The organism is uncultured Roseibium sp. (assembly GCF_947496995.1).
Lineage (GTDB): Bacteria > Pseudomonadota > Alphaproteobacteria > Rhizobiales > Stappiaceae > Roseibium.
Window position 1 is genome coordinate 62814 of the sequence record NZ_CANMFD010000002.1, and the last position, 20982, is coordinate 83795.

The window sequence follows — 20982 nt, forward strand, 5'->3', positions numbered from 1 at the left end:
CTTCAGGAGATCCCGAATGCGCATGGAAAGTGACAGTCTGGGCGAGATCAGCGTTCCCGAGGACAAATACTGGGGCGCACAGACACAGCGGTCGTTGACCTATTTCTCCATCGGCAGCGACCTGATGCCGATGGAACTCATCCATGCCTACGGCATCCTCAAGAAGGCGGCGGCGCTGACCAATCTGGATCTCGGCCTGCTGGACGGTCAACAAGCCGATCTGATCGTCCGGGCAGCCGAAGAAGTCGCGGACGGCCAGCTGGACGCGCATTTTCCCCTGCATGTCTGGATGACGGGCAGCGGCACGCAGACCAACATGAACGTCAATGAGGTAATCTCCAACCGGGCGATCGCCCATGCCGGCGGGGTGCTGGGGGCCAAGGACCCGGTCCACCCGAATGATCATGTCAACATGTCTCAGTCGTCCAACGACACCTTTCCGGCGGCCATGCATATGGCGGCCGCCATTCAGGCGATCCACCGGCTGCTGCCCGGCGTCAGGACGCTGTATGAAAGCCTGAAGGCCAAATCGGAGGCGTGGGACGAGATCATCAAGGTCGGGCGCACCCATATGCAGGATGCGACGCCGCTGACGCTCGGACAGGAGTTTTCCGGATACGCCGAAATGCTCCATCAGGACATTGCGCGAATCGAGCAGGCGCTGACCGATGTTTACGCGCTGGCGCTGGGTGGAACGGCTGTGGGAACCGGGATCAACACCCATCCGGAATTCGCGGAACGCTCGGCTGCCCGGATCGCGGAGCTCACCGGGCTTCCCTTTGTCAGCGCTCCCAACAAGTTCGCGGTGCAGGGCAGTCACGATGCGCTGGTGATGTTCAGCGGCGCTCTGCGGACGCTCGCCGTCTCGCTCTTCAAGATCGCCAATGACATCCGCCTTCTGTCCTGCGGGCCACGCTGCGGTTTCTACGAGCTGAAAATCCCCGCGAATGAGCCGGGGTCGTCAATCATGCCGGGCAAGGTCAACCCTACCCAGTGCGAAGCGCTGGCGATGATCGCCGCCCAGGTGATGGGCAACGACGTCACGGTCGGCATCGGCGGGGCGAGCGGGTATCTGGAGATGAATGTCTACAAGCCCCTGATGATCAACGCCATCTTGCAATCGATCAAGATCATGGGGGACGGCTGCACGAACTTCGCCCGTTATCTAGTGGACGGCATGGAACCGAACGAGAAACGGATCAGGGAATATCTGGATCAGTCGCTGATGCTGGTCACTGCACTCAGCCCGGTCATCGGTTACGATAAGGCCAGCCATGCCGCCCATCATGCGTTCGAGCACGACCTGACCCTGAAACAGGCCTGCCTTGACCTCGGCTATGTCGATGCGGCGGAATTCGACAGGGTCGTCGACCCCTCGAAGATGATCCACCCTGCCTTGTAAGCGAATGAACGCCTTCTGCTAATTATTTCGGGAGGGGCGGCACCGGGCCGCCCCTTTGTCGTTCATATCAGCTCGCGCTGGGCGAGGTTGCGCATCAGGTGGCTGATCCCGAATGTCCATTCCGGGCATTCGGTTGAGAGACGGACCGTATTCGTCAATCTGCCGAAGCCCGGTGCGGAAATCGTCACGACGTCGCCGAGCTTGTGGGTGAAGCCTTCGCCGGGAACATCGCGGTCTTTCGTCGGGGCAAAGAGAGTGCCCAGGAAAAGCACGATGCCGTCTGGATACTGGTGATGGCGGCCGACCGTCTGACGGACAAGATCTTCCGGATCTCGGCTGATTTCCCGCATGGAGGAGTGGCCGTCCAGCACAAATCCGTCAGGTCCCTCAACCCTCATGTCCAGTTCAGCCTCGCGGACATCATCAATCGAGAACGTTGCATCGAACAAGCGGAACATCGGGCCGATGGAACAGGAGGCGTTGTTGTCTTTCGCCTTGGAAAGAAGCAGGGCGGAGCGGCCCTCGACGTCGCGCAGGTTCACGTCATTGCCGAGGGTCGCCCCGACGATCCTGCCTTTCGAGGACACAGCCAGAACCACCTCGGGCTCCGGGTTGTTCCATTTTGAAATCGGGTGAAGGCCGACATCCGCGCCCGGGCCCATGGACGACAGAACCTGCGCTTTGGAGAACACTTCCGCATCCGGACCGATGCCGACTTCCAGATACTGGCTCCAGAGGCCTTCGGCGATCAGTACCTGCTTCACTCTGGCGGCTTCTTCCGAGCCCGCCTTGATGTTGCGCAGGCTTTCGCCGATTGCGCTGCCGACGCGGCCCCGGATTTCCTCGGCCTTTTGCGGGTCCCCCGCGGCCTGTTCCTCGATCACACGCTCGACCATGGAGCTTGCGAAGGTCACGCCGCAGGCTTTCACCGATTGAAGGTCGCAAGGGGCCAGAAAATGGGTCGTGGAAAGATCGCCGGGCGTTGCGGACGCAATTTCTTCCAGAGTGCCGAGGGAAGTGCCTGCGGCGGCCGAAACATAGGCCGCCGGATCGTTCATCTCACAAATGTCGCGAACCGTCGGCGCGGATTTTGCGGTTATGTCGATCACCTGACCGTCGCGCAGTGTAACCACGGCCGGGCCGCTCACCTCGGGCCGCCACACACGGCCAAGAAAGGTCCCATTCAACTCCGAAGTATCCAGAAAGCTCATTTTCCATCCCTAGTTCAACGTGATTTCTATTTATTGGATTACTCCACTTTCATCCGGAAACGTGAAAGCGGATTTGTCGACTTCGCCGACACGTCAGCTCAATCAGTCTGCGCTCCATTGGAGGCAGAGGTCGGGGAAAAATCACTGCACAATATTGAGGTCCGATCCGATTGCGATCTGATAGCTGACTTTCAGGCTGTGTTTTTTCTAATGGTATACCAACGACTGGCGGCCGATGCTACTCCGTTCCGGAGTGCGCAGCGGCCGCCTTGCAAATTAATTTAAGGGGTGGACTGGAAGCCGACCTTGCCGTCCTGAAGGAACCAGGCCTTGCTGAAAACGCTCAGGTCGAGCCGGTTGGGAAGGCGGATATCGCTCATGTCGGGAAGGGGTTTCACCGCGGGATCATAGGAGCGATCTATCTGGGACAGTAAAGCCAGAATAAGTCCCCGCTTTCGGGCAAAGTCACGAAGTTCCCTGACCTGCACGGCCAGGTCCGGATTGCTTCTCCGCTGGTCGAGGATCTGCAGATAGTCGATCAGCGCGAGAGTTCCGCGCGGGACGCCATCGAGATACTCGATGATGAATTCCGAACTGATCTCCCCGGATGTCACCACCGACAGGCCTTCGGTTGGCCCTCCGGGATCGGCACCGAGTTTTGCAAGATATTCCCGCGCTGTTTTTTCGGTGAGTTCAAGAGAGAACAGCACGGCTTTGCGCCCTTCGCGAGCCGCTTCAAGCAGGAGCTTCAGTCCCATGAGAGTCTTGCCCTGCCGGGGACGTGCGCCCAGCAGCGCAAGGTCGCCGTTTTCAAGTCTGGAAATCGTGGCTTCAGAAGATGTGGTCCCGGTTGATCGGGCCGCGAGCAGGCTCCAGTGTGCAAAGCCTTCTTCTCTGGCAATCCGGTCCAGGGCCGTGGCCAGTGGGATTTTGTGTTCGCGGGCCATCAACCTGGCCCGGCGCTTGAGCTGGAAAATCGGTGCGGAAAGTGTCATTTCGCAAACCTCCATCACGAGCTGGATACGCAATCCCTCCTAATGCGAGTGCTCGAACGGATGGTCCGATGACGTGCTGCCCCATATGTCGGATACTTCCCCGGCGGAGGGGGGGAGGCGCGGGCCAAGCCTGCATCGACGTTATTTCCGCTAGGCGATTCTGGCAAGCCGTTCCGGCTGAATGATCGCGGAGGTGGCGCAGAGCCGCGCCCTCAGTCATCCAGCTCATAGAGCCGCTGAGCCAGTTTTCTGACACCGCTGTTGCTGAAATGGCGGATATGAGCGGGCGGTACCAGATAGAGAACGCCGGCAGCAAGGCCGTTGCGCCAGCGCAGCTGAACCTGGGCGAGTGTTCTCGCGCCCACATCGTAGACGTAAAATTCCTCAGGAATATCCATGTATCTGTTCAGCACCAGCCTCAGGCCGCCCTTTGACATATCCCGGATCATGCAGTCGCAGATGAACGCATTGTCGAGGCCGGCGAGTTTGGCCGGGCGAAGGCGTGTACGCTGTCGCGGGTCAAGGCGTCTCTGGATGGCATGGACGAGGGAATTCTTGCCGGAATTCAGGAATGCAAACACGGCGGATTTCACTGGTTCTGCCTGAACGGGATGCCAGGGGACGCGGGCAGGGGAGGAACGGGTCTTCTTTGTGGCGATGGGGCGGGTCTGTAGGAAGGATCACCCAGCGTTGTCGGCCTGTGGTTCACCGGTGACTGTTGATTGCTGCAGGTGTTGTAAGCAAGATCATACAGGCCCTGCCAGCCGCCGGGATAATTTCCAAGGGTGTCCAGAACAGTGAGAGCCCCGCCGGCCACGGCGCCTCGACGCGCACCGCTTGGACCGTCCCAGGCACCGCCTGCGACCGCTCCGCGCATTCCACCGTCCACGATCGGAACATCCGTCGGATCATTGCTTGTGTGGGCATCGGCATAGGATTTGGCGTAAGCATCGCAGTTTACTGTCTGTGCATTTGCCGCAGACAAGGGCCCCAGTGAGAGCAGAACCCCCGCGAAGATCAAACGCCGGTGCGGAGCAGCCGGGAAATCGGGCCATGAGACCTTCTTGCCCGGGTGCTTTTTACCCGATCGGATTAACAGGCTGGGCCCGGATATCGACATCATGACGCCTCCATATGTGTCGGCGCTCCCGCCCGATGGCTGGATCCCGACATCATTTCTGCATGCACTGTGAAGATTGTGCGGGGCTTGCGCCGGACGCGGCAGGAAACACCTCCCGGATCAGCCTCGGGCAAGGTTGGCCGATTACTCCTTGACGCAACATGAGCTGATAGGAGGTTTCGATGGAGCCTGTGTTCCTGAACAAACTCGTCTCGCAAAACAATGACTGGCTCTCCATGCGCCAGGCGACCATCGCCGAGAACATGGCAAACGCCAACACACCCGGGTTCCACGCCAGGGACCTTGAGCCTTTCACGTCGGTGATAAGCGAAACCCGGCTTGCCATGACGGCGACCCATGACAGCCATCTCGGTCAGTCGATGGAGGCTCCACGCCCCTCCGATGTGGAAAAGGAGGACAGCTGGACGGTGACCCACTCCGGCAACTCCGTCAGCATCGAGCAGGAACTGGTGAAGGCCGGTGAAGTCGCGCGCGATCATTCCTTGAACGCCAGTATCGCGAAGTCGTTTCACCGCATGTATCTCGCCTCGGTGAAATCATAAGGAATTTGACCATGTCCGATCCATTGTCCGCTTCTCTTCAGATTTCCGGTTCGGGGCTGCGGGCGCAGTCCGAGCGGTTGCGCGTCGTGTCCGAGAACCTCGCAAACGCGCGGTCAACCGGCAAAACCGCCGGCGACGATCCCTATCGCCGCAAGACAATCACTTTTGAAAGCGAGTTCAGCCGCGCTCATCAGGCGCAGCTCGTCTCCGTCAAGGGGATCGGGGCCGACAAGGCACCGTTCACGGTGGAGTACGAGCCTGGCCATCCGGCTGCAGACGAGAATGGTTACGTGAAGATGCCGAACGTCAACACGCTGCTGGAACTCGCTGACATGCGCGAGACCAACCGCTCCTACGAAGCCAATCTGAAAGTCATGACGCAGGCCCGCGAGATGGTTATGCGCAACATCGATCTCCTGAGGAACTGACCATGATCAATGAAATTTCCGCGCTGACTTCTTCCTCGTCCACGGACGGGCTCCTCAAGGCGACGTCCACCACCCGTTATTCGGCGAGCACTCCGGACATGGGGGGAACCGCCGAGGTTTCCGCACCCAGCTTTTCAGAAGCCGTGTCTCAGGTTTCCCAGGAAGCCATCGACAAGATCAAGCATGGGGAAGCGGCGGCGATCGCCGGTGTTGACGGACAGGCGTCCGCACAGCAGGTCGTCGAGGCCGTTCTGGCCGCTGAATCCACGCTGCAGACCGCCATCGCCATCCGCGACAAGGTCGTGAGCGCCTATCAGGAAATCAGCCGCATGTCGATCTGACCCTGAGGGGGAAGACCATCTGAACATAGCGGAACCCATCACGGAGACGAACCATGAAAGCCCTAGCTATTGCCGCGACCGGCATGAGCGCCCAGCAGCTCAATGTCGAAGTTGTCGCGAACAACATCGCCAATATGAACACCACCTCCTACAAGAGGTCCCAGGCGGAATTTTCGGACCTTCTGTATCAGGCCGAGCGCCTGCAGGGCGTGCCGAACCGTGGCGGTGAAGATCCGGTTCCCGAAGGTGCTCAGCTTGGACTGGGCGTCAGAACCGCCGGTATCCGCAAGCTGCATGTCCAGGGTTCGCTGACCAATACGGGCAACCAGTTCGATGTCGCTTTGGACGGACGGGGCTGGTTTGAGATTACCGGGCCTGACGACGAAACCCTCTATACCCGCGCCGGGTCCTTCAACAAGAACGCAGAGGGTCGCCTGGTGACCATCGACGGATATGCTGTCGAACCCGCGATCCTCGTGCCGGAAGAGACCATCGAGGTGGTCGTCAATGAATCCGGTGAGGTCTACGCGAAGGTCGACGGTGAACTGGCGCCGCGCGAACTGGGACAGCTGACCCTGGCGAATTTCGCCAATGATGTCGGCCTCGAGCCGGTCGGCGGCAATCTGTTCCGCGAAACCGAAGCCTCCGGCACACCTGTGGCCGGTGTTCCGGGAGATCCCGGTTTCGGCGTGGTCCGCCAGGGCTACCTTGAAAGTTCGAACGTCGATCCGGTGAAGGAAATCACGGCGCTCATCAACGCCCAGCGCGGATATGAAATGAACTCGAAGGTTATGAAGGCCGCCGATGAGATGGCCGGAACCGTAACCAACGGCATCCGCTAGAGCGTTCGGCGTTCTCAGGAGCGCAGACAAGATGCTCGAGCACCTAATTATCGATCAGCGTTTTCGGCTTTGTGTGAGTTTGCAGGCAGACAGGCTGATCTGGAAAGGTCCCGGAACATGACCATGCTGATCAGAACCCTGTCGACGCTTCTGCTGGCGGTGTTTTTCGGCCAGGCGGCATTTGCCGCCAGTGTCGAACTCCCCGTGCCCCGGCAGACAATTCATCCCGGTTCGGAAATTTCGCATCAGGATCTGATCGAACGAAAGTTCCCGGGCCGCACCGCACAGCAATTCGCCGTTTCAACCCATAGAGGCCAGCTGGTTGGCATGGTTGCCCGCCGGACGCTTCTGCCGGGTCAGCCTATTCCAATCAAGTCGGTTGAAAAGCAGGTCCTGGTGCGGCGCGGGGAACCGGCACGCCTGGTGTTTCAGGAGCAGGGGCTGGTCATCGTCATGCAGGTGGAAGCCTTGCAGAACGGCGGTGCGGGCAGTTTCGTCCGTGTGCGCAATGTCGATAGCGGCCAGGTCGTGTCCGGCCGGGTGCAGAATGACGGCACGATCCGGGTGGAGAACTGATACATGACCCGGCTTTTCATCATACTTCTTATCGTTCTTGCGGTCGGTCCGGCCTCCGCGATGGTCCGGATCAAGGATATTGCCAATCTGCAGGGTGTCCGTGACAACCAGCTTGTCGGCTACGGGCTGGTCATCGGCCTGAAGGGGTCCGGGGACAGCTTGCGCAATTCGCCGTTCACGGAACAGTCGCTCCAGTCGATGCTGGACAGTCTCGGCGTCAATGTGCGCGATGCGCGTCTGCGCACCCGGAATGTCGCCGCGGTTGTGGTCACTGCGGAAATGCCGTCCTTCATCGGCAAGGGGTCTTCCATAGACGTCAGCGTGTCTTCTCTGGGAGATGCGACGTCTCTTGGCGGCGGGACGCTGGTCGCAACACCTCTGCTTGGAGCGGACGGTCAGATCTATGCGGTTGCGCAAGGTGCCGTTACGGTTTCCGGCTTCGCGGAGCTCGGGCAGGCGGAAAGCCTGACCCAGGGCTTTCCCACGGTTGGCCGCATTCCCAACGGCGGTCTCATTGAACGGGACCTGCCGGCGAAGTTCTCGCAAATTCCCGACCTCGCGCTTGAATTGACCAATCCGGATTTCAAGACGGCGGTCCGGATTGCCGATGCCATAAACCTGTACTCCAAGGAGCGTTATGGCATCCGGGTGGCCAAGGAGCGCGACTATCGGACGGTGGATCTGACCCCGCCGAAAAACATGAGCGTCACCCGGTTTATCTCGGAGATCGAGTCCATCCGCGTCCGGCCTGACCAGACGGCAAGGGTGGTGATCGACGAGCGCACAGGTACGGTAGTCATCGGCAAGGACGTTCAGATCTCGACGGTCGCGATCACCCACGGCAACCTGACCGTAAGGATATCCGAAGCGCCTGAAGTATCGCAGCCAACACCGTTCTCGAACGGACAGACCGTGGTGGTGCCTCGGACTTACGTCGATGCTCAGGAAACCGGTGGCCAGCTGGCGGTGGTCGGGGGGACGGATCTGCCGACGCTGGTGAGGGGCCTCAACCGTATCGGCCTGCGTCCGACGGGTATCATTGCCATCCTCCAGGCCATCAAGACCGCCGGAGCCCTGCAGGCTGAACTGGTCATCCAGTAACGCCTGTCAGACCCGCCACAACGAACTGCAGAAACGCCGCCACCAGAGCGGCGTTTTTTGTGGGCACCGCCAGCCCCGCGCAAGCTCGATCTGTGAATGTGCACTCAAACCGGTTCAGCACAAAGGACGGCACGCCTTATGCCTTTCACTTTGGACAACGGCCTGAAGCAGGGCCTTTTGGCAATCGCGGTGGTTTCAATCGCATTTTCGGGAAGTTCTGCCATGGCGCAGGAGCCCAGGGACAAACCCGAGATCGTGGACATTCTCATTCCACCTCCCGACAGCGAACTCTATTGCAAGAACATTGCAGAGGCGGCTTCGGATGCGCGCGTCAAATGGCAGACGTGGAAGATGATCAGCCTTGAGGCCAGCTTGCGGGATCGGATTGCCGAGCTGCAACGCAAGGAACGGGAATTCGAAACTTGGGTCGAGCGCCGCGAAGAGCTGCTCGGTGAAGTCGAGGACCAGGTGGTGTCGATCATCGGCCGGATGCGTCCGGAAGCCGCTGCTGCGCAATTGGCGACCACGGACGAAGAAGCAGCCGTCGGAGTTCTTCTGAAGCTCAAGGCCCGCGTTGCCAGCAGCATTCTCGACGAAATGGATCCCGCGCGTGCGGCACAACTGACCCAGTCCATGATGGGTATCGCCAACCCGGACATACAACGGAGTTTTTGATGCGAACCCTTGTTTATCCCTTTGCGGCAATGATGCTGACCGGTTGCGCTGGGCAACTGGATGACATCGGAAGAGCGCCTGCGATGTCGCCTGTCGGATACGGTCTGGCTGCACAGGAAACGGCGGTCTATCCGCTCAGCACATTCGCGCCGGGTGGCGTTAAGGACTACAATTCACTGTGGATGAGCGGCCGGGACAATTTCTTCGCCGATCCCAGGGCAAAAAAGGTCGGTGACGTTCTGACGGTCACCATTCATATCAACGACAAAGCCAATCTCGACAACAGCTCCGACCGGCGCAGAACGTCCGACATCGGCATAGGCGGTTCGTTCGGGACGAGCTTCGACAGTACCGACACCGATGGTTCGGCCGATCTCGATCTGGATTCCGGGTCGGGTTCGTCAGGCTCCGGTTCCATCGACCGGTCCGAGGAAATCAAGCTTTCCGTTGCTGCCGTCGTGACCGACCGGCTGCCGAACGGCAACCTGCTTATTGCCGGTTCCCAGGAAGTCCGTGTTAACTACGAGATGCGCATTCTGCAGATCGCCGGGATCGTCCGGCCCCGGGATATCCAGAGCAACAACACCATTCCCTACGACAAGATCGCGGAAGCCCGCGTTTCCTATGGCGGGCGTGGCCGGATCACCGAAGTGCAGCAACCCGGTTGGGGGCAGCAGCTTTACGACATCGTGACGCCGTTCTGATCCGCGTACAGGCAACAACGGGACACCCTTCATGCCAAGATTGATTCAAGCGCCGATCGGCGGTGCCGACGGCCAGTCCGGAAAGTCCAGCTTTCTGGCCGCGCTGTTTCTGCTCACCCTGGTAGGCGGTGGCGCTGGCGCGATATTCGCGAAATATGTCGTCGACTATACCGAGCAGGAAGTGCAGGGACGGCTGCGTCAGCAGCAGACCTACTCCGAAACGCTGCCTTTCACACTCTCGACCCGGCTGCAGAAACTCGATCCACTGGTGACCAACCTGGCCTCTCCGAAAGACGCATGGATAAGGGTTCACGCCTCCGTCCTGCTGGAAGAGGAAACGGAAGGGGAAGTCGGGCTTTTGCGCAAAAAGGTGGAAGACGATTTCCTCGGGTATTTGCGGACACTGACATTGGCCCACCTGGAAGGCGGGGCCGGGCTCCAGCACCTCAAGGAAGATCTCACGGAACGCGCGAAGACCCGCTCCAAGGGACTGATCCATGAAGTCATTCTGGAGTCGGTGGTGATTCAATGATCCGGATATTGTTTTTCGTTGCCGCGCTGTTCTTGCTGACCGGGCCAGCGGCGGCCCAGGTACCCGACCTGTCGACATTGTTGCCGGCGGGTGAGGGCAGCGCGAGCGGCAGGATCATTCAGGCGATCGCGCTCCTGACCGTGCTATCGCTTGCCCCTGGCATCCTGATCATGGTCACCAGTTTCACCCGGTTCGTGATCGCCTTTTCGTTCCTGCGCTCGGGGATCGGCCTGCAGACGACGCCCGGCAACCTGATCCTGATTTCCCTTGCGCTTTTCATGACTTTCTACGTCATGGCGCCGACCTTCGACAAAGCCTGGGAAGACGGCATTCAGCCGTTGATGAACAATGAGATATCCGAAGAGGTGGCCTATGTGCGCGTTACCACACCCTTCCGGGAGTTCATGCTCGAACAGGTGCGTGAAGAAGACCTGGTTCTGTTCGACGACCTTGCCGCCGGCAGGGTGACCGAAAATGAGGCTGAAACGGCCGAAGAGGTCGAATTGCGGGTGCTCATTCCGGCCTTCATGATATCGGAGCTGCGCCGCGGTTTTGAAATCGGCTTTCTGATCGCGCTGCCTTTTCTCGTGATCGATATGATCGTGGCGACGATTACCATGTCCATGGGCATGATGATGCTGCCGCCGACGGTGATTTCCTTGCCCTTCAAGGCCTTGTTTTTCGTCCTGATCGATGGCTGGAACCTTCTGGTGGGCAGCTTGGTGCGCTCATTCTTCTAAAAAATCAGCCCTGAAACGACGAAATCAAAACGGAGCCAGTCGGCTCCGTTTTTTTTGTCGTTCGCGATTTTAAATCTCGCGATTATATCTTGAGAATTATCTGCCTTTATCACGTGAAAACGCGAAATAGATCAAATTGACCGGATAGGCGTAAGCTTCGCGCAAGATTGGGTCGCTAGTGTCCTTATTACAGCAGGTTGAACCGCACCCGATTGAGGTTCAAAAGCATGACGCTGCTCCTGCTGTGCCGGTACCAGTCCGGCATGTCCCCCACCAATTCCAGTATCTACTGAAACATTGAAAGGGACATATCATGTCTAGCTTGTTGACCAACGCTTCCGCAATGACCGCGCTGCAGACCCTGCGGCACACCAGCTCCAACCTGGCTGAAACGCAGAACCGCATTTCTACCGGTTACCGTGTGGCCGGTGCGGAAGACAACGCAGCCTACTGGTCCATCGCAACCACCATGCGTTCCGATAACATGGCACTTGGCGCCGTTGAAGACTCCCTGGGTCTCGGTGCCGCCACGGTCGACGTCATGTACACGGCAATGGACAGCACCGTCGATGTCATGAACGAGATCAAGGCCAAGGTCGTTGCCGCCCGTACGCCGGGTGTTGACCGCACCAAGATCCAGTCGGACATCACCGAACTGCAGAACCAGCTGCGTTCGACCGCTGACTCGGCTGTGTTCAACGGTGAAAACTGGCTTGCAAGCGACGTAACCACCGTTACTTCGAAGGACATCGTCAGCTCCTTCACACGTGCAGGTGGCGCGATCGAAATCCAGGTTACGACCGTCGATATCACTGCCACGCAGCTCTATGATACGGCTGCCGGCACGACTGGTATCCTCGATCAGGACCGTGGTTTCGGTGGTCTGGCCAACGTCACCGGTTCCGGTGGTATTGCCGACTTCGATCTGTCCGCAGTGACTGACGCGGATACGGCAAGTATCGATGCTCTGGTTGACGGCATTGACGCGGCTCTGGGTGAAATCACCGACTCCGCAACTCTGCTCGGTTCTATCAAGAGCCGTGTCGATCTGCAGAAAGACTTCGTGTCTGCTCTGCGTGATGCCATCGACCGTGGTGTCGGCCAGCTTGTGGATGCCGACATGAACAAGGAATCGACTCGCCTCCAGGCTCTGCAGACTCAGCAGCAGCTCGGTATCCAGGCTCTGTCGATCGCAAACCAGGGCAGCCAGAACATCCTGTCCCTGTTCCGTTAATCCACCAGGATCTGATGGAAAAGAGGACCGCGCCCTTCGGGGCGCGGTCTTTTTTTGTGCGCCGCCGCTCATGACAGGCTCGCACAAGCTCCAAATTCCATAGTGGTGCGAACAGACACGAACGTGCATCAAGGGGTTCTGCATGCCGGGCCGCGAACAAGCTGAAAAACTCTGGGCAAATCTGATGGAACTGGGGCTGCGCAGACTGGTCGCGCTCGCCCTGATCGGACTCGCCACAATCGCAACCGTCGGGGCTGGCGCCTATTACCTGAGCCGGCCGGAACAGACCGTTCTTTATACCGGTCTCGAAGGCGAGGATGTTACCCGCATCGGCTCCGCCCTCAGGGACGCCGGCATACCGTTCGACATCACGTCGGACGGTGACGCGGTCATGGTCTCTCATGCGCAAACCGCCAAGGCCCGCATGCTGCTTGCGGAAAAAGGCCTGCCTCGGGGCGCGAATTCCGGCTACGAGCTGTTCGATGAGCTGGGATCCCTCGGCCTGACGTCCTTCATGCAAGAGGTCACAAGAGTTCGCGCCCTGGAAGGGGAACTCGCACGGACCATTCAACTCATGAAGGGAATCCGGGCAGCGCGGGTCCATATCGTCCTGCCGGCAAAAGGCTCCTTCCGCCGGGACCATCAACCACCTTCCGCCTCCGTCGTGATCCGTTCCGATGTTCCGGACGATGTTCGCACTGCCGACGCGATCCGCCATCTGGTTGCCGCCGGTGTTCCGGGCATGGAGGCCAACAAGGTCACCGTTCTGGATACAACCGGGGGCATTCTGGCAGCGGGCAGCGATCCCACCAAGGCTTCCGCCGGACAGATGGCCAGTCTTGAGACGGCGGTCAGCAGCCGGATCCAGGAGAACATCCGCAAGACGCTGGCACCATATCTCGGTCTGGACAATTTCCAGGTCAGTGTCGCGGCCGAGTTGAACACCGACCGCAAGATGATCGCCGAAACCATTTTCGACCCTGACTCGCGCACCGAACGGTCCATCAGAACCGTCCGGGAAAACGAGAACGCGCAGAATTCCAGCGTCAGTTCGCCGACGACCGTCGAGCAGAACCTGCCGGAAGAAAACGTCGCGGCTGAAAACGGCGAGAAGTCGACCGAAGAAAACGAACGGCGGGAAGAAACGGTCAACTACGAGATTTCCTCCAAGCGGATTGAAACATCCCAGGACGGCTATCGCGTTGATCGTCTTTCCATCGCCGTCCTGGTCGATAGGACACGGATTGTAGAATCGCTCGGAGGCCAACCGACAGAATCCCAGATCGCCGAGCAACTGCTTGAAATCGAGGGCCTTGTGGCGTCATCCGCCGGCGTCGAGGCGACCCGCGGAGACAATGTGAAGGTGGCTGTGGTGGATTTTGTCGATGGCGGGCACGCCATGGAGCCGATACCGCCGATCAGCATCACGGAGTACCTGCTGCGCCAGTCCGGCAACATCATCAATGCGTTGGCCATCTTGACCGTGTCGATGCTCGTGATCTGGTTCGGCTTGCGTCCGGCCGTCTCTGCCCTCGTACCGCAGATTTCCGGTCCTCAGGTGGAAATGGCCGAGCTGGGCATGGCCCAGGAAGGGGTCGATGGACACTTTGAAGACCCGGATGCCGAACATTCATTCCTCGTACCGCCGGATCATTCGGACCTGATTCAGGACCTGAACAGCAAACGCAATCAGTCCGCTCTCAGGAAACTGGAATCGCTTCTGGAATTCAACGAGGAACAGTCCGCCGCGATCCTGCGCCAGTGGCTCTATGAATCGGAGCGAATCTAATGTCGATGTCCGCAGCAGCCCACATTCCGGTTATCACCGTACCGAAATTCAAATCCTTCGGCGCATATGATCCGGCACTGGTCGATGTGCTCGAGCCCGAGGACGAGAGCGTTCCCGAGCCGAGCGAGGAAGAGCGCCGGCAGGCCGAATATCAGCGCGGCCTGACGGAAGGCGAGGCCCGTATGCGGGCGCATTACGAAAAGCTTCTGGAGAATGAGCGCGAGGGCTACGCCAAGGCGCTGGAAGACGAGCAGGTGCGGTTCGACATGCGGGAGTCTGCCAATGTCAGCGCGGCAATAGAAGGCTTTCTCGACGTGATGGAACAGCGGATAGCCTATTCCCTGACCAAACTGCTTCAGCCGTTTTTGAACGAACGCATCACCGAGCAGCTGGTGACCGCTTTCGCATCAAATTTGCGGCAATTGACCCTTGAGACCGAGGGCAAACTGATTCTTCTACGCGGCCCGGACAGATTGACCGAACAGGTCATGGAGCAGCTGCCGGAGCTTCGCGAGCGGATCGAAGTCCAGATCTCCGATCAGGTGGAGCTCGTCGCGTTGTTCGACGAAACCACGATCGAAACCCGCCTGGAGCAATGGCTTGGGCAGCTCGAGCAATTGCGGAAGGAGGCAGACTGATGCTGGATGGTCTCCCGAACGAAATTGTCATCGTCCGACGCAAGAACAGCTGGGACGAAGAAACTCATATTCATGGTGTCTGGAAGATCGCCTATGCGGATTTCATGACCGCGTTGATGGCCTTCTTCCTGGTGATGTGGCTCATAAACGTTACCGATGAAAGCGTGCGCAAGGGTGTCGCCCAGTATTTCAACCCGGTCAAACTCGCGTCGACGGCACCGAACCGCAAGGGTTTGAACGATCCGCAGGTCGATGGCGAAACCAGCAACGATGGTACGAAACCGTTCAGCGGCAAACTTGGCGGCTCGGACGAGCCTGTCGATCAGGACGCGAATTTCGGTGACGGGGAAAGATCCGGTCACAAGGCCATCGAAATGGAAGAGCTGCCGGAGCAGGGGGGCAACTCCGCCACCGGCCAGTTCACGCAGATCCATTCGGAATCGATCCTGTTTTCCGATCCTTATGCTGTCCTGGACACTCTTTCAGAAAAGATCCGCGTTATCGACACACTCGAAGCGAACCCTCTGGGCATAGGCTCCGGCCTGGAAAAACACGAGGGAGTTCAGGGCGGACAGGCGTATCGCGATCCGTTTGATCCGCTGTATTGGCAATTCCGTCCCGGACGGGGCATCGACGGCACCGATCCCCTGTTGCGCGCACAGGCCCGCAAGGAACAAAAGGGGCAGGGCCATACCAAAGGAACGGACGCTGCAGACGTTCAATCCCAGGATCTTCATGCCCTGGGTGCGTCATCTGCCACGGAATTGGCCGGAGAGCCGCTTAGCGGTTCAATGGAGGAAGCCACGCCCCGCAGCGGCGATCTCCAGCATGCCTCCGGTAGCGGCCCGGATGTCTTTGCGGACCTTGGGGAAGGACCTCACGCCGATCCGTTCAAGAAAATGGATCCGGTTGTCGCCCACGTGACGGGTCTGTCGCTCCAGAATGCCTCACGGGCGGTGGCTCAGGTCAGTACCGGCACGCAGGATGTGGATACCGGGATCGAAGTCATCGATCTGGAATCCTCTGAAGTGATTGTCGATGGCCTGTCGAAAGCGGAAATCCTTGTCACACGCCTGACGCGGGTCCTCGAAGAGACGAAAGGCACCGTCCTTGAGGAGACCGCCGCTCAGATCACCATTGTACGCGAAGGTGAGGGGGCGTTGATCAGCCTGACGGACGATCAGAACTTCGGCATGTTCGCCATAGGCTCAGCAGAACCCCGTCCCGAGTTGGTGAAACTTCTGGAACGGATCGGCAAGGTCGTTGCCGAGATGCCCGGCCAGATCGTTATCAAGGGCCACACCGACGCACGGCCGTTCCGCAGCAAGTCCTACGACAATTGGCGCTTGTCATCTTCGAGGGCTCACATGGCGCTCTACATGCTCACACGCGGTGGCGTAGCCAAGGATCGCTTCGACCGGGTTGAAGGCTATGCCGACCGTCATCTGAAAAATCCGGAAGATCCCTTCGCGGCAGTAAACCGCCGGATCGAGATCTATCTTCTGGAGGGAAGCGAATGATGGGTTTTACGTCACAGCTGAAGACAGGTTTTGTCCGGCTTTTGCTGAGCATGGTGTTTCTTGCCGGGGCGGCTGCAGGGGCGCGTTCGCAGGATGCCGGCGGCGGACCTCTTCCCTATGAGCTCGTCAGGTCGCTGCAATCCCTTCAGGAGCAGGTGGCCCAGGGCAACAGCCACGCCACGGTTGCCCAAAGGTCGCTTCTGGCCAGGATGGACGTAAGGTTTATCCAGATGTCGCCGGATGTCTGGCAGGACCCCCGCAACGCGCGGGCGGCGGTCATACACCTTCTCAGCGGTGGTCACCCCGATGTCATGCGGTATCTTCTGACGCTCGACCCGGCCCCGGTTATCGACCGGAAGTTGATGGAAGCTTCTCTGGCCTATATCGAGGGACGCGAAGATGAGATGCGGGATCTTCTGGAAGACATCGACCCGCTCGATCTTCCCTCCGGTCTCGGCGGTCATGTGGCTCTGGTCAAGGCTGCGTCCTACCTCAGAAGCGATCCGGCACGGGCGCGGGAGCTGCTGCAAGTCGCCAGTCTGCTGATGCCGGGTACCCTGGTGGAGGAGGCGGCGCTTCGGCGGGAGGTCTTCGTCGCCGGCATCATGGGCGATGTCGACCATTTCCGGGTCCTGAGCACACGTTATCTGCGCCGGTTCAGCAATTCGATCTATGCCGGCGATTTCCGCAGGCGCTTTGCGCTGGCGATCGATACGCTCGGCTTTGTGAAGAGTGAGGACAAGTTCGCGCTGATCGTTCCTGTCCTGCATGAATTCGACGCCGATTCCAGGCGTGGGCTCTACATGCGGCTCGCCCGTTCCGCACTGCTGGCGGGGCATTTGAACGTAGCGCGCAAATCGACCGAAGAAGCCATGATACTGGCCGTCGAGGGCACCCGGGAAAGAGAGATCCTGAAGGTGTATTCGGCCGCGACCCGCCTTGAACCGGAGATGATCTCGGAAAACAGGGATCTGCTGTGGTCGATCGACAAGAGTGCGCTTTCCTATGAGGATCTTGCACTCCTCGACGGGGTCTACACGGTTCTCAATTCCGTGCGGCATTTCCCGGAACCACCGGACAACGTAATCGGAGAATTCAACGTGGCGAGCAATATCGCCGATCCCGAAGACCTGTCCTGGGTCACGCCGGACATGAATCTGGCCGAGCGGCTGTTACGCCGCACCGAGAAGTCTCTCGAAGCAATGGGAGAAGAAGAATGAGCGTGAATACGCAAGCCTTTGTGCCTTCGTCGCCGCAGTCCGGCAAATCGGCGGACGGCCGGGCCACAGACGGCGGTCAATCCTCGCAGGAGACGGCGGCAGAATTTCAGTCGTTCATGCAGGGCATGAAAAAGGGCGGTGCGGTTGGAGCCGGCGGCGGAAGACAATCCGGGACACCGGACGGTCAGGCGGAAGACGGCAAGGGCGCCGTGCCGGAAGAGACCATAGAGCCGCAGGCAGAGGACGGCGCGAAGGCGGACGGCGGAGAGGCCAGAAAATCCGGGTTCGTCTCCTTCACGACGAGCAATCTTGCCGATGCCCTGCGTCAGGTTTCCCAGAAAATCCTGTCCAATCCTGCAAATGGCGGCGCAGGATCGCAGGCCGGCGGGGATCCGATCCCGCTCGATCCGGGTACGGAAGGTTCAGGACAGGGGTCGGCTCAGGCTCCGACCGCCTTGCCGATCACGACGGTGCTCGCCATTCCGGCAGATCAAAACAGGCAGGCTGCCACGCCCGGATCTCAGGACCAGGCGCTTCGTCAGCGTCAGCCTTTCCCGGGAGCACAGGTAAAAGCCGGGTCGGCACTTGAGGCTGAAGGCGGCGGAAAAACCGGGGCGACCTCGCTCTTTTCGCAGTTCGGCGTCGAGCCCGAGCGTGTAGCTGACGAGGCGTCCGGCAGGTCTGCCGGACGGTCGATGTTGCCGGAAGAAGCTGCGGGCACGGTCAAGATATTGCGTCAGGAAACCCATTTCGCACCCAACATGCGGCTGTCGCCCGTACAGCAGGTTGGCGAGCAGATCGTTTCCGCCATGAAGGAAATGCCGTCAGGCAACGGCGCGCAGCAGACGGGTCTGTCCGCGAGAGCGGAAGGGCCGGTGCTCAAAACCCTGGACATCCAGCTTACGCCGCATGAGCTCGGCAGCGTGAAAGTGTCTCTCAGAATGGTCGGCGACACCGTCGAGGTGACTTTGGTTGCCAGCAAGGCGCAGACCGCCGAGCTGTTGAAACAGGACAGGCAGCTGCTCGACCAGATGCTGCGAGTGACCGGCGTCAAGACGGATGCGATTACCGTTCAGGCCGCCGACGACCGTCCGGCAATGCACACCGGTGCATCCGCGAACAGCCAATCGTCCACAGGACAAAACGGTTCCGGTGACGGTCAGGCCCAGTCCTTCAACGGCGGCGGCTCCGATCAGCAGAACAACCGCTCGGGTCGAAATGATCCGGAGGGGGCGTATCCGGCCAACGAGGCCAATGTCATCGAGACTACGGAGGGAGCAGGTCATGAAAAAACTTCTGACATCAGCCTTTCTGACGGCATCTATCTTTAGTGGCGTTTTGACGGTCAGCCTTCCGGCTGCCGCAGAAGTGCAAAACGTCTGCGAACGGGAAATGATTGCGGCGGCTAAAAAATACCGGGTGCCGCTTGGCGTGCTCTACGCCGTGGGGTTGACCGAGACCGGGAGACGGAACTCCCTCTATCCCTTTGCCCTGAACATAGAAGGCAAATCGGTGTTTCCACCCAGCCGGCTGGCCGCCAAGCAGGATTTTCTCCAGGCCCGCAAGCATGGCAAGAAACTGATCGATATCGGCTGCATGCAGATCAACCATCATTATCACGGCAAGCAATTCCGGTCAGTCGATCACATGCTCGAACCGCGCGCCAACGTGCAATATGCCGCGCGCTTCCTGAAAGACCTGCGGAGCAGGCAGGGGTCCTGGACGATGGCTGTCGCCAGGTATCACGCCGGTCCGAACAATGATCCGGCACAAAAGCGCTATGTCTGTACGGTGATCAGAAACATGGTTGCTTCCGGCTTCGGTCACTGGACCCAGAATTCCAAGCAGTTTTGTAACGCTTGACTGATCAGCATTGGCATCCCTTGGTGCCGATGCTTTCATTTGTTTCAAAAGATAAAATTTTAGATAATTAAGTATCTGAATATAAAGAATAAATATTTTCGGGCAACAGCTTCACGCAAGTTCTGTCGGTTTCACTGTGGTCAGTTGATCTGGAAACAGGAGACCTGTCATGGGCCTTTTCGGAGTAATGCGCACAGGCGTTTCAGGCATGAATGCGCAGTCTAGCAAACTCGGCACCGTTGCCGACAATATCGCCAATTCCAGCACCACCGGCTACAAGCGGGCGATGACGGAGTTTTCCTCCCTGGTGCTTTCGCAAGGGTCCGGGACCTACAACTCCGGGGGCGTGCAGGCTCATACCAAATACGCCATAACGGATCAGGGGGCACGGTCCTACACCACCTCCAGTCTCGACCTTGCGGTCAGCGGCAACGGATTTTTCATCGTCTCCACCGGGACCGACGCAACCTCGCAGCAGGCGCTCACCCGCGCCGGGTCCTTTGTGCCCGACGGGGAAGGTTTTCTCGTCAATACAGCGGGTTACTATCTGCAGGGCTATCCGCTTGCCGACGGTTCTGAACCGGCTCTGGTGGCCAACGGTCTCGGCGGTCTGGAGCCGATCAATATCTCGCAGAACAAGCTCGAAGCGACCCCGACAGGCAGAGCAACGCTCTACACGAACGTATCCGAGGATGCGACGATCGTGGCCGGCGCCAACCTTCCTTCCGTAGACTTCGCGTCTGCGGCGACCGTCGATTATTCCCATAAGACGTCGCTTATCGTCTACGACAACCTCGGCAACGAGGTGAAGCTGGATCTCTATTATTCCAAGACGACCGACGGGCCTCCGACATCCGACTGGGAAGTTGCGGTGTTTGATTCAGCCGATTCCACAGACGGCGGATTTCCCTATGCCGGCCCGCCGCTGAACACCCAGACCCTGAACTTCGACACCACCACGGGCGATCTCGACGGGGCCAGCCCCACGACGATCAACGTCGCGGTGCCGAACGGTGGCACATTCGATATCGACCTGGCCGATTCCACCTACCTGAATGCTGATTTCGAGGTCACGACCGTCGATACGGACGGCAATGCACCGAGTTCCGTCGAGGGCGTGGAATTCGCTGACGACGGTACGCTTTTCGCGGTCTACGAAAACGGTGACCGCCGTGCGCTCTACAAGATCCCGCTGGCGGATGTCGCGAGCCCGGACAAACTCGATCCGCTGAGCGGCAACATCTACCGCCCGTCCTTCGAGTCCGGTGAGGTGCGCGTCGGTTTCCCGGGAGAAGCCGGGATGGGTGCTCTGGAAGTGGGCGCGCTGGAAAGTTCGAACGTGGATCTGGCGAGCGAGCTGACCTCGATGATCGAATCCCAACGCACCTACACGGCCAACTCCCAGGTGTTCAAGGCAGGTTCCGACCTGCTGCAGGAACTTGTGAACCTGGCCCGATAAACCTCAGTAGATCCATTGGCCCGTTAACC

The 20982-nt window shown here is 59.3% G+C and carries 22 protein-coding genes; 19 read left to right on the forward strand and 3 right to left on the reverse strand.

The window, feature by feature from the left end:
* The first annotated feature begins 16 nt into the window (after nt 1–16).
* Nucleotides 17–1402, forward strand: a complete 1386-nt coding sequence (gene fumC, locus Q1B40_RS08930) for a class II fumarate hydratase (protein WP_299812713.1) — start codon at nt 17–19, stop codon at nt 1400–1402.
* Nucleotides 1403–1464: 62 nt separating this feature from the next.
* Here fumC and Q1B40_RS08935 read toward each other — a convergent pair whose 3' ends face one another.
* The 3 genes from Q1B40_RS08935 to Q1B40_RS08945 form a co-directional block, all read right to left on the reverse strand.
* The gene (locus Q1B40_RS08935) at nt 1465–2613 is read right to left on the reverse strand and encodes a fumarylacetoacetate hydrolase family protein (protein ID WP_299812715.1); all 1149 of its coding nucleotides are present in this window, start codon (nt 2611–2613) and stop codon (nt 1465–1467) included.
* Nucleotides 2614–2894: 281 nt separating this feature from the next.
* Nucleotides 2895–3608 (reverse strand): DNA helicase, encoded by a 714-nt coding sequence (locus Q1B40_RS08940; RefSeq protein WP_299812717.1) that lies wholly within the window; start codon nt 3606–3608, stop codon nt 2895–2897.
* Between the two features lie 212 nt (nt 3609–3820).
* The gene (locus Q1B40_RS08945; protein ID WP_299812719.1) at nt 3821–4201 is read right to left on the reverse strand and encodes a PilZ domain-containing protein; all 381 of its coding nucleotides are present in this window, start codon (nt 4199–4201) and stop codon (nt 3821–3823) included.
* Nucleotides 4202–4910: 709 nt separating this feature from the next.
* Between Q1B40_RS08945 and flgB the strand changes: the two genes are divergently transcribed.
* The 18 genes from flgB to Q1B40_RS09035 all read left to right on the forward strand — a co-directional run bounded on the left by flgB (nt 4911) and on the right by Q1B40_RS09035 (nt 20953).
* Nucleotides 4911–5291: a flagellar basal body rod protein FlgB gene (flgB, locus tag Q1B40_RS08950; protein ID WP_299812721.1), complete on the forward strand. Its 381-nt coding sequence runs from the start codon at nt 4911–4913 to the stop codon at nt 5289–5291.
* A gap of 11 nt (nt 5292–5302) precedes the next feature.
* Nucleotides 5303–5719: a flagellar basal body rod protein FlgC gene (gene flgC / locus Q1B40_RS08955; RefSeq protein ID WP_299812723.1), complete on the forward strand. Its 417-nt coding sequence runs from the start codon at nt 5303–5305 to the stop codon at nt 5717–5719.
* 2 nt (nt 5720–5721) lie between these two features.
* Nucleotides 5722–6060 carry a flagellar hook-basal body complex protein FliE gene (locus Q1B40_RS08960; RefSeq protein WP_299812726.1) on the forward strand — a complete coding sequence of 113 codons (339 nt, stop codon included), beginning with the start codon at nt 5722–5724 and terminating at the stop codon, nt 6058–6060.
* A gap of 53 nt (nt 6061–6113) precedes the next feature.
* On the forward strand, nt 6114–6902 hold the full coding sequence (gene flgG / locus Q1B40_RS08965; protein WP_299812728.1) for a flagellar basal-body rod protein FlgG: 789 nt from the start codon (nt 6114–6116) through the stop codon (nt 6900–6902).
* Nucleotides 6903–7025: 123 nt separating this feature from the next.
* A complete protein-coding gene (gene flgA, locus Q1B40_RS08970; protein ID WP_299812730.1) occupies nt 7026–7478 on the forward strand; it encodes a flagellar basal body P-ring formation chaperone FlgA in 453 nt (150 codons plus the stop codon).
* A 3-nt stretch (nt 7479–7481) separates the two neighbouring features.
* Complete coding sequence (gene flgI / locus Q1B40_RS08975; RefSeq protein ID WP_299812732.1) at nt 7482–8579, forward strand: flagellar basal body P-ring protein FlgI; 1098 nt, start codon at nt 7482–7484, stop codon at nt 8577–8579.
* A 138-nt stretch (nt 8580–8717) separates the two neighbouring features.
* Nucleotides 8718–9254, forward strand: a complete 537-nt coding sequence (locus Q1B40_RS08980) for a MotE family protein (RefSeq protein WP_299812734.1) — start codon at nt 8718–8720, stop codon at nt 9252–9254.
* A complete protein-coding gene (gene flgH, locus Q1B40_RS08985) occupies nt 9254–9958 on the forward strand; it encodes a flagellar basal body L-ring protein FlgH (protein WP_299812736.1) in 705 nt (234 codons plus the stop codon). Before Q1B40_RS08980 ends, flgH begins: the two co-directional genes overlap by 1 nt.
* A 31-nt stretch (nt 9959–9989) precedes the next feature.
* Nucleotides 9990–10490, forward strand: coding sequence for a flagellar basal body-associated FliL family protein (locus Q1B40_RS08990; RefSeq protein ID WP_299812738.1), 501 nt, complete (start codon nt 9990–9992; stop codon nt 10488–10490).
* The gene (gene fliP / locus Q1B40_RS08995; protein WP_299812740.1) at nt 10487–11230 is read left to right on the forward strand and encodes a flagellar type III secretion system pore protein FliP; all 744 of its coding nucleotides are present in this window, start codon (nt 10487–10489) and stop codon (nt 11228–11230) included. Before Q1B40_RS08990 ends, fliP begins: the two co-directional genes overlap by 4 nt.
* A gap of 313 nt (nt 11231–11543) precedes the next feature.
* Entirely contained in the window at nt 11544–12464 is a 921-nt protein-coding gene (locus tag Q1B40_RS09000; protein WP_299812742.1) for a flagellin, read from the forward strand.
* A 142-nt stretch (nt 12465–12606) separates the two neighbouring features.
* Entirely contained in the window at nt 12607–14253 is a 1647-nt protein-coding gene (gene fliF, locus Q1B40_RS09005; protein WP_299812745.1) for a flagellar basal-body MS-ring/collar protein FliF, read from the forward strand.
* Nucleotides 14253–14891, forward strand: a complete 639-nt coding sequence (locus Q1B40_RS09010) for a hypothetical protein (protein ID WP_299812747.1) — start codon at nt 14253–14255, stop codon at nt 14889–14891. The genes fliF and Q1B40_RS09010 overlap by 1 nt, the downstream gene beginning before the upstream one ends.
* Nucleotides 14891–16411: a MotB family protein gene (locus tag Q1B40_RS09015; protein WP_299812749.1), complete on the forward strand. Its 1521-nt coding sequence runs from the start codon at nt 14891–14893 to the stop codon at nt 16409–16411. Before Q1B40_RS09010 ends, Q1B40_RS09015 begins: the two co-directional genes overlap by 1 nt.
* Nucleotides 16408–17631 carry a chemotaxis protein gene (locus Q1B40_RS09020; protein ID WP_299812751.1) on the forward strand — a complete coding sequence of 408 codons (1224 nt, stop codon included), beginning with the start codon at nt 16408–16410 and terminating at the stop codon, nt 17629–17631. Before Q1B40_RS09015 ends, Q1B40_RS09020 begins: the two co-directional genes overlap by 4 nt.
* Nucleotides 17628–18962, forward strand: a complete 1335-nt coding sequence (locus Q1B40_RS09025) for a flagellar hook-length control protein FliK (RefSeq protein ID WP_299812753.1) — start codon at nt 17628–17630, stop codon at nt 18960–18962. The genes Q1B40_RS09020 and Q1B40_RS09025 overlap by 4 nt, the downstream gene beginning before the upstream one ends.
* Nucleotides 18916–19494 carry a transglycosylase SLT domain-containing protein gene (locus Q1B40_RS09030; protein ID WP_299812755.1) on the forward strand — a complete coding sequence of 193 codons (579 nt, stop codon included), beginning with the start codon at nt 18916–18918 and terminating at the stop codon, nt 19492–19494. The genes Q1B40_RS09025 and Q1B40_RS09030 overlap by 47 nt, the downstream gene beginning before the upstream one ends.
* Before the next feature lie 169 nt (nt 19495–19663).
* Nucleotides 19664–20953: a flagellar hook protein FlgE gene (locus tag Q1B40_RS09035; protein ID WP_299812757.1), complete on the forward strand. Its 1290-nt coding sequence runs from the start codon at nt 19664–19666 to the stop codon at nt 20951–20953.
* Nucleotides 20954–20982 lie beyond the last annotated feature (29 nt).

What these genes read in the sequence shown, in the direction of transcription:
- Q1B40_RS08935 (WP_299812715.1), bottom strand. Translation starts at nt 2,613, where the DNA reads ATGAGCTTTCTGGATACTTCGGAGTTGAATGGGACCTTTCTTGGCCGT.
- Q1B40_RS09000 (WP_299812742.1), top strand. Translation starts at nt 11,544, where the DNA reads ATGTCTAGCTTGTTGACCAACGCTTCCGCAATGACCGCGCTGCAGACC.
- Q1B40_RS08960 (WP_299812726.1), top strand. Translation starts at nt 5,722, where the DNA reads ATGATCAATGAAATTTCCGCGCTGACTTCTTCCTCGTCCACGGACGGG.
- fliF (WP_299812745.1), top strand. Translation starts at nt 12,607, where the DNA reads ATGCCGGGCCGCGAACAAGCTGAAAAACTCTGGGCAAATCTGATGGAA.
- flgG (WP_299812728.1), top strand. Translation starts at nt 6,114, where the DNA reads ATGAAAGCCCTAGCTATTGCCGCGACCGGCATGAGCGCCCAGCAGCTC.
- fumC (WP_299812713.1), top strand. Translation starts at nt 17, where the DNA reads ATGCGCATGGAAAGTGACAGTCTGGGCGAGATCAGCGTTCCCGAGGAC.
- Q1B40_RS09015 (WP_299812749.1), top strand. Translation starts at nt 14,891, where the DNA reads ATGCTGGATGGTCTCCCGAACGAAATTGTCATCGTCCGACGCAAGAAC.
- flgB (WP_299812721.1), top strand. Translation starts at nt 4,911, where the DNA reads ATGGAGCCTGTGTTCCTGAACAAACTCGTCTCGCAAAACAATGACTGG.
- fliP (WP_299812740.1), top strand. Translation starts at nt 10,487, where the DNA reads ATGATCCGGATATTGTTTTTCGTTGCCGCGCTGTTCTTGCTGACCGGG.
- Q1B40_RS09020 (WP_299812751.1), top strand. Translation starts at nt 16,408, where the DNA reads ATGATGGGTTTTACGTCACAGCTGAAGACAGGTTTTGTCCGGCTTTTG.
- flgC (WP_299812723.1), top strand. Translation starts at nt 5,303, where the DNA reads ATGTCCGATCCATTGTCCGCTTCTCTTCAGATTTCCGGTTCGGGGCTG.
- Q1B40_RS08940 (WP_299812717.1), bottom strand. Translation starts at nt 3,608, where the DNA reads ATGACACTTTCCGCACCGATTTTCCAGCTCAAGCGCCGGGCCAGGTTG.
- Q1B40_RS09030 (WP_299812755.1), top strand. Translation starts at nt 18,916, where the DNA reads ATGAAAAAACTTCTGACATCAGCCTTTCTGACGGCATCTATCTTTAGT.
- Q1B40_RS08990 (WP_299812738.1), top strand. Translation starts at nt 9,990, where the DNA reads ATGCCAAGATTGATTCAAGCGCCGATCGGCGGTGCCGACGGCCAGTCC.
- Q1B40_RS09025 (WP_299812753.1), top strand. Translation starts at nt 17,628, where the DNA reads ATGAGCGTGAATACGCAAGCCTTTGTGCCTTCGTCGCCGCAGTCCGGC.
- Q1B40_RS08980 (WP_299812734.1), top strand. Translation starts at nt 8,718, where the DNA reads ATGCCTTTCACTTTGGACAACGGCCTGAAGCAGGGCCTTTTGGCAATC.
- flgI (WP_299812732.1), top strand. Translation starts at nt 7,482, where the DNA reads ATGACCCGGCTTTTCATCATACTTCTTATCGTTCTTGCGGTCGGTCCG.
- Q1B40_RS09010 (WP_299812747.1), top strand. Translation starts at nt 14,253, where the DNA reads ATGTCGATGTCCGCAGCAGCCCACATTCCGGTTATCACCGTACCGAAA.
- Q1B40_RS09035 (WP_299812757.1), top strand. Translation starts at nt 19,664, where the DNA reads ATGGGCCTTTTCGGAGTAATGCGCACAGGCGTTTCAGGCATGAATGCG.
- flgA (WP_299812730.1), top strand. Translation starts at nt 7,026, where the DNA reads ATGCTGATCAGAACCCTGTCGACGCTTCTGCTGGCGGTGTTTTTCGGC.
- flgH (WP_299812736.1), top strand. Translation starts at nt 9,254, where the DNA reads ATGCGAACCCTTGTTTATCCCTTTGCGGCAATGATGCTGACCGGTTGC.